This window comes from Amycolatopsis sp. NPDC049252 (assembly GCF_043197175.1).
Classification (GTDB): Bacteria; Actinomycetota; Actinomycetes; order Mycobacteriales; family Pseudonocardiaceae; genus Amycolatopsis.
This window is the reverse complement of sequence record NZ_JBICSQ010000001.1, coordinates 418675-432532: the sequence shown is the minus strand read 5'-3', so window position 1 is coordinate 432532 and position 13858 is coordinate 418675. Positions and strand designations below refer to the sequence as shown.

At 71.1% G+C, this 13858-nt stretch carries 13 protein-coding genes; 4 read left to right on the top strand and 9 right to left on the bottom strand.

Features of this window, described 5'->3' with window-relative positions; translation table 11 throughout:
- Positions 1 to 3: 3 nt before the first annotated feature.
- The 3 genes from ACGFMK_RS02150 to ACGFMK_RS02140 form a co-directional block, all read right to left on the bottom strand.
- The gene (locus ACGFMK_RS02150) at positions 4 to 408 is read right to left on the bottom strand and encodes a hypothetical protein (RefSeq protein WP_392757072.1); all 405 of its coding nucleotides are present in this window, start codon (positions 406 to 408) and stop codon (positions 4 to 6) included.
- A 14-nt stretch (positions 409 to 422) separates the two neighbouring features.
- The gene (locus ACGFMK_RS02145) at positions 423 to 1160 is read right to left on the bottom strand and encodes an OmpA family protein (protein WP_392757069.1); all 738 of its coding nucleotides are present in this window, start codon (positions 1158 to 1160) and stop codon (positions 423 to 425) included.
- 681 nt (positions 1161 to 1841) lie between these two features.
- Positions 1842 to 2666 carry an SGNH/GDSL hydrolase family protein gene (locus ACGFMK_RS02140; RefSeq protein WP_392757067.1) on the bottom strand — a complete coding sequence of 275 codons (825 nt, stop codon included), beginning with the start codon at positions 2664 to 2666 and terminating at the stop codon, positions 1842 to 1844.
- A gap of 279 nt (positions 2667 to 2945) precedes the next feature.
- Here ACGFMK_RS02140 and ACGFMK_RS02135 point away from each other — a divergent pair, with 279 nt between their 5' ends.
- Positions 2946 to 3608 carry a DUF3159 domain-containing protein gene (locus ACGFMK_RS02135; protein WP_392757063.1) on the top strand — a complete coding sequence of 221 codons (663 nt, stop codon included), beginning with the start codon at positions 2946 to 2948 and terminating at the stop codon, positions 3606 to 3608.
- 109 nt (positions 3609 to 3717) lie between these two features.
- On the opposite strand, the gene ACGFMK_RS02130 is transcribed toward ACGFMK_RS02135, so the two are convergent.
- Positions 3718 to 4683, bottom strand: a complete 966-nt coding sequence (locus ACGFMK_RS02130) for an N-acetylglucosamine kinase (RefSeq protein ID WP_392757060.1) — start codon at positions 4681 to 4683, stop codon at positions 3718 to 3720.
- A complete protein-coding gene (locus tag ACGFMK_RS02125) occupies positions 4680 to 5726 on the bottom strand; it encodes an SIS domain-containing protein (protein WP_392757057.1) in 1047 nt (348 codons plus the stop codon). The genes ACGFMK_RS02130 and ACGFMK_RS02125 overlap by 4 nt, the downstream gene beginning before the upstream one ends.
- Positions 5727 to 5874: 148 nt before the next feature.
- On the opposite strand from ACGFMK_RS02125, the gene ACGFMK_RS02120 reads away from it, so the two are divergent.
- Positions 5875 to 6630, top strand: coding sequence for a GntR family transcriptional regulator (locus tag ACGFMK_RS02120; RefSeq protein WP_392757052.1), 756 nt, complete (start codon positions 5875 to 5877; stop codon positions 6628 to 6630).
- Between the two features lie 43 nt (positions 6631 to 6673).
- On the top strand, positions 6674 to 8203 hold the full coding sequence (locus ACGFMK_RS02115; protein WP_392757045.1) for an MFS transporter: 1530 nt from the start codon (positions 6674 to 6676) through the stop codon (positions 8201 to 8203).
- A 9-nt stretch (positions 8204 to 8212) separates the two neighbouring features.
- Here ACGFMK_RS02115 and ACGFMK_RS02110 read toward each other — a convergent pair whose 3' ends face one another.
- Complete coding sequence (locus tag ACGFMK_RS02110) at positions 8213 to 9160, bottom strand: threonine/serine dehydratase (protein WP_392757042.1); 948 nt, start codon at positions 9158 to 9160, stop codon at positions 8213 to 8215.
- Positions 9161 to 9306: 146 nt separating this feature from the next.
- On the opposite strand from ACGFMK_RS02110, the gene ACGFMK_RS02105 reads away from it, so the two are divergent.
- Positions 9307 to 10038, top strand: a complete 732-nt coding sequence (locus ACGFMK_RS02105; RefSeq protein ID WP_392757039.1) for a hypothetical protein — start codon at positions 9307 to 9309, stop codon at positions 10036 to 10038.
- A 56-nt stretch (positions 10039 to 10094) separates the two neighbouring features.
- Here ACGFMK_RS02105 and ACGFMK_RS02100 read toward each other — a convergent pair whose 3' ends face one another.
- The 3 genes from ACGFMK_RS02100 to thiE all read right to left on the bottom strand — a co-directional run bounded on the left by ACGFMK_RS02100 (position 10095) and on the right by thiE (position 13786).
- The gene (locus tag ACGFMK_RS02100; RefSeq protein ID WP_392757036.1) at positions 10095 to 11732 is read right to left on the bottom strand and encodes a hypothetical protein; all 1638 of its coding nucleotides are present in this window, start codon (positions 11730 to 11732) and stop codon (positions 10095 to 10097) included.
- A 14-nt stretch (positions 11733 to 11746) separates the two neighbouring features.
- A complete protein-coding gene (locus ACGFMK_RS02095; protein WP_392757033.1) occupies positions 11747 to 12946 on the bottom strand; it encodes an OmpA family protein in 1200 nt (399 codons plus the stop codon).
- Positions 12947 to 13126: 180 nt separating this feature from the next.
- Entirely contained in the window at positions 13127 to 13786 is a 660-nt protein-coding gene (gene thiE / locus ACGFMK_RS02090; protein ID WP_392757030.1) for a thiamine phosphate synthase, read from the bottom strand.
- Positions 13787 to 13858 lie beyond the last annotated feature (72 nt).

The following is a 13858-nucleotide window of genomic DNA, read 5'->3' as shown; positions in this document are numbered from 1 at the left end:
GTGTCAGCCACCGCGCCCAGGCTGGTGCGGGGCCTGCGGCCACTGGTGGGTGGCGTCGGGCAGGTCGTCCGCTTCGGGCCAGGCCGGTTCCTCCTCGACCGGCCAGTCCTCGGCCTGCGGCCCGCGTTGCGGCGGCAGCGGGAGGTGCCCTTCGCGGTGGCCGGCGGGTTCGGGGGTGTCGTCGTCGTAGCGGGACTCTTCGGTCGGCTGGAAGGTCGTGGCCGGGATGAACTGGGTTTGCTCGGCTTCGTGGTAGGGCTCGGGTTCGTATGCGTATTCGGGTTCTTGCCGGGTGGGCTGGGGGCGCTGCGCCGTCCGCGTCGTCCGCAGGACGAGCCACGAGGAGAGCGCGCCGAGGGCGAAGGCGACGATCAGCCACAGCCAGATCTGCCCGAACAGCCACACCATGCTCGCTCACCCCTTCAGACGACGGTGATTTCGACGCGCCGGTCTTCGCCGCCGGTCGCGGGCCGGGTGTCACCCAGCCCGCGCGACGTCACGCGCCCGGCCGTCAGCCCGTTGGACGTGAGGATCCGCGCGACGGCCCTGGCGCGGTCCCGGGAGAGTTTCAGCGCGGCGCTCTCGCCGCCGGGGCCACGCGCGACGTGCCCGGTGACGCGGTACCGGAAGGCGGACGGCGACTTGGCGAGCGCGATCCCGACGTCCCGCGCGGCCTGCTCGCCTTCCGGGGTGAGCCGCGCGGTGTCCGGCACGAAGCTGATGGGCGCCTCGGCGAGCATCCGGTCGATCTCGGCCTGCACGCCGGCCTTGTCGGTGGGCGGCGGCGCGGTCGTGGTGGTGGTCGGCGGCGGGCTCGGAGTGCTGGGTGTGGTCGTCGGCCGTGGTGTTGTCTGACTGGGGCTGGGGGCCACGGGGATGACGTCACCGGAGATCTGCGCGGCCCGCACGCCGTCGACGTTCTGGACGACTTCGAGGGCTTTCAGTGCCTTGTCGGGCGGGAAGCCGCTGAGGGTGGCATCCCGGCCGTCGAAGCTGACCTGGCCTGGGGGCAGCCCCGCGGCGGCGAGCGCGGCCTGCGCGTCGGCGGCGAGGTCGCGCTGGATGCTCCCGGACTGCGCCCAGGTCACGACCCCCGCCAGCAGTGCCGTGACCAGCACCGCGATCGGGATCAGCCGGATCCAGCCACGCCCACCGGACATGAAGCGACTGTAAGCCGGGGCACGCTGGTTGGCGACCCGGGAGACCCATCAGTCCACAAGTTGTCCCCAGCCGAGTCGACTTGTGGACAACTGGCGGAGCGGTGATCGCTTGACCACTTTCCGTCGGATCCTGCCGCTACGCTGGAGACGGGCGGCCCCCCTTGGGAGTGGCGGGGTATGTCTGTTGGGTCACCAGGGGCGGTGTTCGCAGGGGGTGCGTCTTCGGCGGCGGGTGTTCGCGGTGCGGGTGAGTCTTCGGGTGGATGTTCGCGGTTCGGGTGAGTTTTCGTGGCTCTTGCGCCCGGGATCGGGTGTTCGGCAGGGCTCAGGGCCGGTCTTCAGCCGTTATGTGGCGCGGGAGGACTTGACGTTCGCAGTCAGGACGAATCTCGGTGGGTCCGAGCCGAGCCGAGCCGAGCCGAGCCGAGCCGAGCCGAGCCGAGCCGAGCCGAGCCGAGCCGAGCCGAGCCGAGCCGAGCCGAGCCGAGGGCCGAGAGGGCCGAGAGCCGAGAGGGCCAGGAGTCGGGCCCGCAGCGAGAAGCCGCGAGCCGAGAAGCTCGCAGTCGTGAAGCTGAGAAGGCAGGAAGCCGCGAGCCAAGAGGTCCGCAAGCGGCGCCCGCAGCCAAGAAGCCGTGGGCCAGGAAGCCGCGAGCCGAGGAGCCCGCAGCCAAAGAAGGAAACTCAGCTCGCCTGCTGCTGCTGCTGATGCGGCGTGTTCTCCGCGACCTCGAGCACCTCGAGCGGCACCAGCGGCGAAAGCTGCGGCCGCTTCGGCGACAGGCCGTCGCCCATCGACTGGCCTCGCAGCTGGCGGCGGATCCAGGGCAGCAGGTGCACCTTCGTCCACGCCAGGTCCGAGCGGCGCGAGTCGATCCAGCGGCTGGGCACAGCCTCGTCGGGCCACGGCTCGCGCCAGTCGCCCTCCAGCGGGATGCCCAGGACCTCCGCCGACTTCATGGCGATGCGGCGGTGGGCCTCCGGGGAGAAGTGGAGGCGGTCGTCGCTCCAGGCTCGGCGGTCGTGCAGCGGGCCCATCGTCCAGAGGTCGACCATGCGCGCTCCGTAGCGCTCCGCGATGGCCCACAGGTGCGTGTTGTAGATCGCCACCTTGCCGCGCAGCACCGACATCACGGACAGGACCTTGGTGTCGGGGCCGTTGAAGATCAGCACCGGGATCCCGGCCTCGCGCAGCTTCGCGACACCCTCTTCGAACCGCTCGACGACGGCCTCGACGTCGGCGCCCGGGACGATGATGTCGTTGCCGCCGGCGCAGAGCGTGACCAGGTCGGGCTTCAGTTCCAGGGCGATCGGGAGCTGCTCGTCCATGATCTCGTCGAGCATCTTGCCCCGCAGGGACAGGTTCGCGTACCGGAAATCGGACCGACCGGCCGCCAGGATCTCCGCGAGCCGATCGGCCCAGCCCCGGAACGAGCCGTCCGGCAACGCGTCGTTGAGCCCCTCGGTGAAGCTGTCACCGATCGCCACATAGCTGTCGAATCCGTACACGTTGGGTCCCCTTCCCGTCCTGCGGCCGACACACCCCGACATATAGTTGTACACCCCAACTAACGAATCGGGACGCGCCCCCGCGGCGCGCCTGCAGCCACCGTGGGTTCAGCCAGGGGTAACAGTGTCTTCTCTTGTCGGCCTTCTGCGCTTCTGTATTACGCAGTCTTCACCTTCGGCATGCCGTGAAACAGCACACTCGGAGGTAAATCCGGCACCCGATGTGGCGAAGCTCTCCCCCATCAGGGCGTCGAGGGCGTGATCCGGCAGTCTGGACACGTGTCCGAACAACCCCGTGAGTCGCTCGCGCAGATCCTCGGCGGCCGCCGGGGCGCGCTCGACGCCAGCATCCCGCCGGTCGCCTTCGTCGTGGGCTGGCTCGCGGCCGGCCAGTCCATCGCGTGGGGTGCCGGCGCCGCCATCGCGGTCGCCGTCGCGCTCGGCATCTTCCGGTTCGCCCGCGGCGGGAAGATCCGCGCGCTGGTCGTCAGCCTCGCCGCCGTCGTCGCGGCCGCGCTGATCGCCCTGCACACCGGCCGCGCCCAGGACTTCTTCCTGCTGCAGTTGATGTCCAATGTGGCCAGCGCACTGCTCTGGGCGGCCAGCATCGTGATCCGCTGGCCGCTGCTCGGCGTCGTGGTCGGCCTGGTGCTCGGCCAGAAGACGCGCTGGCGCCGTGACCCGGTGCTGCTCAAGGCGTACTCGAGGGCCAGCTGGGTGTGGGTGTTCGGCCAGTACGTCCTGCGCGTGGTCGTCTACGGCCTGCTGTGGTGGTCCGGCCAGGTGATCGCGCTCGGCGTGGCCCGCACGGTGCTGTCGTGGCCGCTCGTCGCGCTGACCGTGGCGGTCAGTGGCTGGGTGCTCTACCGCGCGTTGCCGCCGGAGCATCCCGGGCTGCGCTTGGCCCCCGAAAGCCGGGCGGACGACGTACCCGGGACATAAGGCGGCCCCCGGCGAGGGGGGAGGGTCCGGGGGCCGGTGCCCACGTTACCCGGACTACCCGGGTTCAGTCGACGTTTTGGCGGTTTCACACGGCGTTTTGCTCAATTTCTCAGGGGATGCCCGGGAATACTGGTCTAACCACCCCTTCGCCGAAAGCGTCCACCGCGGCCAGCCAAGCGGCCCCGAGCACGCCATCGGAGCTGGTCAGCACCTCGAGACCGGCCAGCCCGCGCCGCACGAGCGCGCCGACCGGGCTGGTGCCCGTCAAAACCGAGCCGACGAGGACGACGGGGGTCGATTCGCCGGGTTCGCGCGCGGCGAGGGCGTTCGCGACCAGAAGTTCGGCGGCGCGGGCCACGATCCCGGCCGCCGCGGGCTCGCCGGCGTCGTGCGCCGCGCTCACCAACGGGGCGAACCGGGCCAGCCGCACCGGCGCTTCGGCGTTGGCGTTCGTGATGAGCGCCCGCGACGCGGCGAGGCGCTGCGCGTCGGTCCGGACGTCCACTCCGGACGGTCCGAGCGCGGCGGTGAGCACGGCCGCCGGGAGGCCGTCGAGTGACAGGCCGCGCCCGAGTGCCTCCAAAGTGGAACGAACGGCTTCGCGGCCGAGCCAGAACGCCGACCCCTCGTCACCGAGCAGCCAGCCGTAACCACCCGCCGTGCCGGCGAGCCGCCGCTTCCGGATCCGGCCCGCGATCGAGCCGGTGCCGGCGACGAGGACCGTCCCGTCCGGCGCCGAGGTCGCCGACGCGTACGCCACTTCGGCGTCCGCCACGACCCGGACCGTGGTGAGCCCGAGCCGCGCCCACGTGCTTTCGAACACCGCGGACACCGCCGGGTCGCTCAGCTTGCTGACCCCGGCCATGCCGACGACGCAGGCGCGCACGGCGCCGGGGTTGTGCACCCCGAGTGCCTCGGTGATCGTGCCGGCGATCCGGCCCGCGGCGACCTCGGGTGCGTGGGCGTTGGGGTTGGCGCCGTCGCCGCGCCCGGTGCCGAGTACGACGCCGGCGGCGTCGACCAGTGCGGCCCTGGTCGACGTACCGCCGGCGTCGACGCCGATGGCGAAGCTCACCGGGTCTTGGTCACCTTCAGCAGGCCGCGCGGGCTGTCCGGGTCGCCGCCGCGGGCGAGCGACAGGCCGAGCGCGATCCGCTGGATCGGCAGGATCTCCAGGATCGGCGCCAGCTCCTCGACCGTCGGCGCGACGTCGATGCGCAGCGACGCCGGCACCTCCGAGGCGGCCGAGCCGACGGCGAGGACGTCAGCGCCGCGCTTGCCGACGGCCTCGAGGACCTCGTGCATCGCCTGGCCGCCGTGCCCCTTGCTGGTCACCGCGAGCACGGCGGTCTCGCCGTCCACCGCCGCGACCGGGCCGTGCAGCAGGTCCGCGCCGCTGTACGCGCGGGCGGCCAGGTAGCTGGTCTCCGCGAGCTTGAGCGAGCCTTCGAGCGCGGACGCGTAGGAGTAGCCGCGGCCCGTCGTGAGAACGCGGTCCACGAAGCGGTACCGGTCGACCGCGCTCTGGACACCCTCGGCGGCGCCGTCGAGGGTCTGCTGCGCCAGTTCGCCGATCTTCTCGGCGTCGGCCGCCTTGCCGCCGCGCACCGCGTCGATGAGCAGGTAGAGCGCCATCAGCGTGGCCGAGTACGTCTTGGTCGCGGCGACGGCCTTCTCGAGACCGGCGCCGATGTCGACGCCGAGCTCCGACGCCGCGCGCAGCGGCGAGTCGGGCGTGTTGGTGACGGACACCGTCAGCGCGCCCTGGCGCCGGGCCGTTTCGGTCACCTCGATCAGGTCAGGTGAACCACCGCTCTGGCTGACCGTGACGAACAGCACGTCCCGCAGATCGGGCCGGGCGCCGTACAGGGTCGCCGTGGACGGGGAGACAAGACCAGCCGGAAGGCCGAGCAGTACCTCGATCAGGTACTTCGCATACAACGCTGCGTGGTCACTCGATCCACGCGCGGCGAGCAAAGCGAAGCGCGGGGGGCGTTGTGAGATCTTTTCCGCCACCCCGGCGATTTCCGCCTGACGCTCGACCAGTCCCGCCAGGACGTCCGGCTGCTGGGCGATCTCCGCGGCCATGTGCTCGCCGGGCCGTTGTTCGGTCATCATTTTCCTCTCCACCTCCGGCATTATGTACCGGACTCAGGCGGCGTCGGTCAGGTCTAGACCAATGTTAGTGGGGCGGCGGGTTTGGGGAAAAGGGTACGTTTCTTACGGGGACGTGGCGTGTTATGAGGGAAGACATAGGGAGTCGGGCATGTTGGAGACCACCACCACGGGCGAGGCGGGCGTCGTCGCCGGGATGCGCGGGCAGCGCGAGCCCAAGTACTGGGCACTGAAACAGCACCTCCTCGACCTGCTCGACGTGCTTCCGCCCGGATCGCCGATCCCGACGGAACGCGCGCTCGCCGGGGAGTTCACGGTCTCCCGCACCACCGTGCGCCAGGCGCTGGCCGACCTGACCGCCGAGGGCCGCCTGCACCGGGTGCAGGGAAAAGGCACCTTCGCGGCCGAGCCGAAGCTCGCGCAGCGGCTGCAGCTGTCCTCCTACACCGAGGACATGCGCAAGCAGGGCCTGAAGCCGTCGTCCAAGCTCCTGGAAGTCGAAGAGCTTCCGGTCGAGGGCGATCTGGCGAAACTGCTCGGAATCCGGACGGGCGCGAAAATTCTTCGCCTTCGACGGCTTCGACTGGCGGATTCCCAGCCGATGGCGCTCGAGACGACGCACCTGCCGCTCGGCCGTTTCCGCGGGCTGCGCAAGCACGTCTCGGCGGGCGGATCGTTGTACGCCGTTCTGCGTGAGCACTACGGCGTGGAACTCGAACGCGCGGAGGAGACGATCGAGACGTCGCTCGCCGGGCCGCAGGAGGCGGAGATGCTCGGGGCGGACGTCGGCATGCCGGTGCTGATGCTGACGCGGCACTCGTTCGCCACCGACGGTAAGCCGGTGGAGTTCGCCCGCGCGATCTACCGGGGGGACCGCTACAAGTTCGTCACGACGCTGATGCCGTAGCCCCTCGGTTGACGGCGGTCTCCGGGCGCGGTGGAGTGTGCTGGTGACAGCCACCGAAGACACCGGGATCCGGTGGGGGACGCACGCCGCGCGCGGCGTGCTCGCGACGACCATCCTCGGTTCCGGCATGGCGATGCTCGACGGCACGATCGTCAACGTCGCCCTGCCCCGCATCGGCACCGAGCTGGGCGCGTCCGTCGCCGGGCTGCAGTGGATCCTCGACGGTTACATGCTGGCGCTCGCCGCCCTGATCCTGGTCGCCGGCTCGCTCGGCGACCGGTACGGCCGGCGCCGCATGTACCTCATCGGCGTCGTCTGGTTCGGCGTCGCGTCGGGCCTGTGTGCCGCCGCGACGTCGACGGAGATGCTCGTCGCGACGCGCATCCTGCAGGGTGTCGGCGGCGCGCTCCTGACCCCCGGGTCGCTGGCGATCCTCCAGTCCTCCTTCGCGCACGACGCGCGCGCCCGCGCGATCGGCGCCTGGTCCGGCCTCGGCGGCATCGCGGCCGCCGCCGGGCCGCTGCTCGGCGGTGTCCTGGTGCAGGTGTGGTCGTGGCGGCTGGCGTTCCTGATCAACGTGCCGATCGCGGTCGCCGTCGTCCTCATGGCCCGGAGGTTCGTCCCCGAATCACGCGACGAGCAGGCGACCGGGCACCCGGACTTCGGGGCCGCCGCGCTCGGCGCGATCGGCCTCGCCGGGATCACCGGCGCGCTGGTGGAAGCGCCCGGCCGCGGCATCGGCGACCCGATCGTGCTGGTCGCGGGCGTGCTGGGCATTGCCGGGCTCGCGGCGTTCGTCTTCGTCCAGCACCGCTCGCGGGAACCGCTGGTGCCGCCGTCGCTGTTCCGCGACCGGACGTTCACCCTGTCCAACGCGCTGACCTTCGCCATGTACGCGGCGCTCGGCGGCGTGATGATGCTGCTGGTCATGCAGCTGCAGGTGTCGCTCGGCTACTCGCCCACCGCGGCCGGCCTGGCCGGGCTGCCGCTCACGGTGATCATGCTGCTGCTGTCGGGCCGGTCGGGCGCGCTCGCGCAGCGCATCGGCCCACGGACACAGCTGGTGGTCGGCCCGATCGTGGTCGGCATCGGGATGCTGCTGATGCTGCGCATCGCCCCCGGCGCGTCCTACCTCGGCGCCGTGCTGCCCGCGGTCACGGTGTTCGGGCTGGGCCTGGCGACGGTGGTGGCCCCGGTGACCGCGACGGTGCTCGCCGCGGCCCCGGACCGCTACGCCGGGGTCGCCTCCGGCGTCAACAACGCGATCGCCCGCTCCGGCGGGCTCCTGGCGGTGGCGGTGCTGCCCGCCGCGGCCGGGCTGACCGGCGAGGCGTACGCCGACCCGGTGGCGCTGACGGCGGGCTGGCGGACGGCGTTGATCATCTGCGCGGTCCTGGCCGTCGCGGGCGGGCTGATCGCGCTGGGCATCCACAACGGCGTGCTGGAGCCGCCGACGCCCGCGCCTCCGGTGGCGGACGAGTCGCCCCACCTGGGTGAGTGCTTCCACTGCGGGGTCGAGGGCCCGCCGACCCACGTGCGCGGCGGCGCTCCCGCCCCGGCCGCCGGAGACTGACCGGGCAGCTCAGGCCAGGATCTCGGCGAACAGCGCGGGGTCGACGTTGCCGCCGGAGACGATCGCGACCGTGCGGCCGGTGGGCAGCTCGCCGGCGTGGTGCAGGTAGGCCGCCGTCGTCACCGCGCCGCTGGGCTCGGCCACCAGGCGGGCCTTCCGCGCCAGCGTGCGGACCGCGTCGCGGATCTCGTCCTCGGTGACCGTGACCATGGCGTCGACGACCTTCGTGAGGTGCGCGAAGGTCAGCTCGGACGGCTGTGCGCGCAGGCCGTCGGCGACGGTGCGGGCGCGGTCGGCCATCGGCCAGTCGACCTGACGGCCCAGGCGCAGCCCCTCGGCCGTGTCGCCGGCCAGCGCGGGCTCGACGCCGACGACCTTCGCCCGCGGGCAGCGCGCCTTGATCGCGGTGCCGACGCCGGAGGCCAGCCCGCCGCCGCTCACCGGCACCAGCACGACCTCGACGTCCGGCAGGTCTTCGGCGATCTCCAGGCCCGCCGTGCCCTGCCCGGCGATGACCGCCGCGTCGTCGAAGGGGGCGACGAGGGTCAGCCCGCGTTCGGCGGCCAGTTCGTGCGCTTTGGCCTCGTGCTCGCCGATCGGCACCTCGATCACCTCGGCGCCGTAGGAACGGGTGGCCTCGACCTTGATCCGCGGCGCGCTGTCCGGCACGACGATCACCGCGGGCACGCCGAACCGCTGCGCCGCGTACGCGACGGCTTGCGCGTGGTTGCCACTCGAGTAGGCGATGACACCGCGGGCGCGCGCCTCGTCGTCCAGGGTGCCGATCGCGTTGAACGCGCCGCGCACCTTGAACGCGCCGATCGGTTGCAGACTTTCGGGTTTGAGCCACAGGGACTTGTGGGGATCCCACGTTTGGAGCAACAGCGGCGTGCGCACGGCGACACCCTCGACGCGCTTCGCGGCGGCCTCGATGTCAGAGATCGTCACCAGTTCCATGTGCCGAGTATGTCAAGAAACTGTTCGATTTACACTGTCCATAGTAGACAGTCAACGTGGCGCTCCTCACGCCGTGGCAACGCGGGGAGTTTCCCGTGCGCCTTACACGTTGGACAGGGGAGAAGACTTACTACCGGATCGGGATCATGAGCAAGGAGAACGCAGCGACTTCCGAAGTGAAGGAAGAAAAGTCGGGCTTGCGCATCGCGCAGGTGATGGCGGCGGCGCTCGCGGCGGTGACCGCGGCGCTGCTCGGATCGACCCTCGGCGTCGCGGGCACGGTGGTCGGCGCGGGCGTGGCGAGCGTGATCACCACGGTCGGCGGCGAGGTGTACCTGCGCTCGTTGCAGCGCACCCGCGCGGCCGCGCTGAGGGCCCGCCAGCTGGCGACGTCGGGGATCCGCCGCCGGGGCGGTGCCGAGGTGGCCTTGACCGAACAACCGACGGTGCAGCTGCCGAAGCCCGGCGAGGAGGGGCCGCCGGCGGACGAACCGGGCCGGCTGCGCAAACTGCGCTGGCCGTTGATCATCGGCACCAGCGTGGTGGCGTTCGCGGTGGCGATCCTGGCGATGGTCAGCGTGGACGCGGCCACCGGCGGCAAGGTGGCGGGCGGCACGGGCGCAGGCATCGGCAAGATCTTCGGCGGCGGCTCGGGTCAGCCGGACAAGACCCCGGTGACCACCCCGGCAACGTCGACGGACGACACGCAGAACTCGCCGACCCCGACCCCGTCCACGACGGAGTCGAACACCCCGCCGACAACCTCGTCGGAGTCGCCGACCACAACGCCGACGACCCCGAGCACGACGTCCCAGAAGCCGTCGACCTCGGCGGCACCCCCGACCAGCCAGGGCGCGGCTTCAACTCCGACGCCGTAGATCCGTGAAGGCCTCCTTACCGGCCATAAGAGCCGGTAAGGAGGCCTTCACAGGCTTCAGGCCGGGTAAGACCAGGCTGTGACGACGCCTTGAGCAGTGTCCTCCGAGGGGCCGTTGTCGACCGGAGCCAGCCAGGCCGTGGTGAGGGTCACGACCGCCGTGAGGGCCGCGCCGACCAGCATCAACCGGTGCGGCGGCTTCGGCCGGTCGGGGATCTCCACTGGCGTGGGTCCCACGATGATCAGCTCGTCCTTCTTCTGGCGGACCGGCAGGGCGCTGCCACGATCACCATCGCCGACGGTCAACTCGGCGAGCGCTGGGCTTCCGCCCGGCGAAGCTGTCGGCGCGAAGATCGACTCGCGGTTGGCGAGCCAGGTGTTGACGAGGTCGAGCCGCGAGCGGAGGTCGACACGCCGCGCCCCGGTGTCTTCGACCTCGGGAACGGCCCGGCGCCTGAACTCCTCGCGGTCGAGATCGCCTGGGGGCAGGCCGAACCAGGTCCAGGCTAGTTCGACGGCACGCAGCGAGTCGGCGAAGGTGCGCTGCCGGAGTGTCTCGGCGTGGTTCGTCAACTTGTCCGCGGCGACGAGGGCGCTGTGCGCGGCCTCCCGTTCGGCGGCCACCCGACCCTGGGCTCGCTTGATGCGGCCGGTGATCTCGTCGATCACCGTTCGCTCGATCTCCAGCCGGTCACCCAGCAGATTCCCCCGGCAGTACAGACGTGCCATCTGGACCACGACGCAGCCGAGGATCAGGCCGATCACGATGCCGAACAGGACGGCTTCGTAGACCGGCAGATCCGCCTGCCGGGCGAGCCAGGCGACTCGGACGCCGCCGATCATCGCGACGGCCGCGGCCACCCCGACCAGCCCGTAGTAGGCGTGTGAGTACTGCTGGTCGGCTTCGGCGATCTCGTCGGTGGTCGGCGCCGGGCGTTCCGGCCCCGAGCGGCCGTGCCGGAACGGGCGGTTGTAGTCCGCCGCGGCACCGCGGCGGTCGACGCTCAACCGTTCGGCGTTGACGAATGTGCGCGCCGCCCACTCGATGGCCAGCACCTGCAGGCTCACCATGCCGAGCCCGATCGCCCAGCGGAGCGCGTTGTCCGAGCCGCTGGTGAACGACAGGTTCAGCAGCGGCTTCCACAGGAGGATCGCGTCCATCACGCCCAGCAGGGTCGAGGCGAGGATCCGCCATGCTTTCTCCCAGCTGCGCTGGGTGTGCCGCGAGTCGCCTTCGGCACTGCGTTGGCGGGCCAGCTGCTCGTCCTGGTGGTGGATGGCCTGGATCCGCCGCCCGTCGATCTTCTCGCCGTCGGGGCCGGTAACCGGGTCGTTCAGGATCCCGCTGGCGTGTTCGATCGTGTCGACCGCTTCGGCGAGGTGCTTGGCGGCCTCGAGGTCCTGTTCGGCCGCGCGGTCGTCGGTCGGGGCCGAGTACTCCAGCGCCTGCGCGTGGCAGGTCGCGGCGGCGTTCTGGACCGCGCCGGCCGCGGTGTCCGCCAGCGGCCGGTCAAGGTCCGGCTTGCCAGTCGTCGGGTCTATCACGGTGAGGTAGGTAGCAGCGGCCGCCGTCCAGACGCCCTCGTCGGTGGAGCCGAGGGCCATCGCGGCAGGTCTCGGCAGGTCGGTTACGCGAAATGTGCCCTTCGGCAGGCCGGGGTAGGCCGCCAGCGGCACGTCGGGCGTGTCGGTCACGAATTCTCCGTTTCTCAAGAGCGGGCGACGAGCTTGATGACGACCACTCGCTGCGCCGGCGACGTGGCGTCCTGACCAGGCGTGGCGAGTTCGTCAAATCCCACGCCGGACGCCGTGATGTCGCCGGCCGGGATTCCCTGGTCGCGAAGCAGCTGCGCGACGGCTTCGGCGCGCTTCGCCGAGGTGTCGCGCGCGCCGGCGGGGTCGCCGTAGCGGGCGCAATAGCCGGTGACGTTGATCCGGGACTTCCCGTGCTTTTCCCGGTACAGCTGGGCGGCTTGCGCGGCCACCGCTGTCGCGGCCGGGCGGTCGATCAGCTCCGCGCTGTCGGGCGCGAACGCCGCCTCGTCGATTCGGGGATCGTCCGTTTTGACCGGCGGCGGTGGGGGCGTGAACGGGATGATCGGCGGGACCACCGAGGCGTTCGGCCAGGCGCCGGTCGTTCCGTTGTCGTGGATCGGGTCGGCGATTTGCGCGCCGAGGTGATCGGCGAGGGTGGTGGTGAACTTTTCGCGCCAAGATTCGGATCGCGGATCGAGCGGCCGCTGTTCCGCGCCCACCGGGGTCAAAAGGACGATGTGTAAATCGACCCCCTGCAGATCCAGATCTTTCAGCGGGGTCTTCAGCACTTCGTCGACGGCCTGCTCGGGATCCGCGCCGGCACTCAGCGACGAGATCGTGAGCGGATCGAGGGAGCCGGTCAGCACTGTGCTCGTCAGCCAGACCTCGGCCTGCCCGGTCCGCGCGGCCTCGTCCGCGGCGGCGTGCAACGCGGCGTACAAGGAAAAGCCCGTCGGACTGACCGCGGCTTTCCCCATGCGTCCGGCGATGTCCTTGACGATCTTGTCGACATTGGACGCCTGCTGCCGGCCGTCGTCGACCTTTCCGTTCCCGCGGTCGAGGTCCAGCCCGATGTCGTTCGCGACGTTAACCGCCTGCTCGCCGACGGCATAGGCGGTGAGTTTGGCGCCGCCGTCCTTACCGGCCTGGCGAAGGCGATCGCGCAACGCGCGCGGCAGGGCGCCGGGGGAATGGGTGGTCTTTTCCGCCAGCCACACCAGATCCGTGTTCTTGCCCGGCTCCGCGACCTGGTTCAGCACGACCACGATCGCGACGAACAGTAGCACCGCGCCGGCGAAGACCGCCATGATGCGAGCGCCCTTGGAGATCGAGCGTTTCGGCGAGGTGGCCGTCTCGTAGTCGTAGATTTTCACGAATCCTCCGTGCGGCCCCTGTTGCCGTTGCTTCGGGGTTCCGCACGGAGGTCGGTGTTCGGCCGAACGCCGTTACTCCGTGCTTTCTACAAATGGCCCGATCGGGTAAACCCGAAGCGGGTGGGATGAAGATCTGATTTCACCAGTAACAAATGTGCGGGTTCGACCGAACCTGTTCTCTCAGATCAGGTGGGACCGCAGTTCCCGCGCCGCCGCAGCCGGATCCTCGGCCTCCGTGATAGCCCGGACCACCACGATCCTCGACGCCCCGGCCGCCAGCACCTCCGGCAACCTCGGCACGTCGATGCCGCCGATGGCGAACCAAGGCCGGGACGGAGCGGCAGCGGCCACCGAACGGACCAGGTCCAGCCCCGGTGCCGAACGCCCCGGCTTGGTCGGCGTCGGCCAGCAGGGGCCTGTGCAGAAGTAGTCCACGCCCGGCTCGGCAGCCGCGGCCGAAGCCTGCGGGACGGAGTGCGTCGAACGGCCGATCACCACCTCGTCGCCGAGGATCCGGCGGGCCAGGGGCACCGGGATGTCGTCCTGGCCCAGGTGCAGCACGTCCGCGCCGACCGCCAGGGCCACGTCCGCTCGGTCGTTCACCGAGAGCAGTGCTCCGTGGCGGGCGCACGCTTCCGCCAGCACCTCCAGGGCCGCGATCTCGCCCGCGGCTTCCAGGGCGCCCGTTTTGTCGCGCAGCTGAATGATGTCGACGCCGCCGGACAGGGCCGCGTCGGCGAACGACGCCAGGTCGCCGCGGGTCGTTCGGGCGTCCGTGCACAGGTACAGGCGCGCGGTGTCGAGGCGGGCGCGGATCTTGTCACCGGAGAGGGCGGGCATAGCGGCGACCGTACCCGGCCGGCCAAAAGCGCCGTTGCCACGAAAGCCATCCGGCGTGACCGTGGTTGGACT

Excerpts from the sequence above, each read along its gene's own strand:
- ACGFMK_RS02120 (WP_392757052.1), top strand. The coding sequence starts at position 5,875 with ATGTTGGAGACCACCACCACGGGCGAGGCGGGCGTCGTCGCCGGGATG.
- ACGFMK_RS02150 (WP_392757072.1), bottom strand. The coding sequence starts at position 408 with ATGGTGTGGCTGTTCGGGCAGATCTGGCTGTGGCTGATCGTCGCCTTC.
- thiE (WP_392757030.1), bottom strand. The coding sequence starts at position 13,786 with ATGCCCGCCCTCTCCGGTGACAAGATCCGCGCCCGCCTCGACACCGCG.
- ACGFMK_RS02110 (WP_392757042.1), bottom strand. The coding sequence starts at position 9,160 with ATGGAACTGGTGACGATCTCTGACATCGAGGCCGCCGCGAAGCGCGTC.
- ACGFMK_RS02125 (WP_392757057.1), bottom strand. The coding sequence starts at position 5,726 with ATGATGACCGAACAACGGCCCGGCGAGCACATGGCCGCGGAGATCGCC.
- ACGFMK_RS02105 (WP_392757039.1), top strand. The coding sequence starts at position 9,307 with ATGAGCAAGGAGAACGCAGCGACTTCCGAAGTGAAGGAAGAAAAGTCG.
- ACGFMK_RS02145 (WP_392757069.1), bottom strand. The coding sequence starts at position 1,160 with ATGTCCGGTGGGCGTGGCTGGATCCGGCTGATCCCGATCGCGGTGCTG.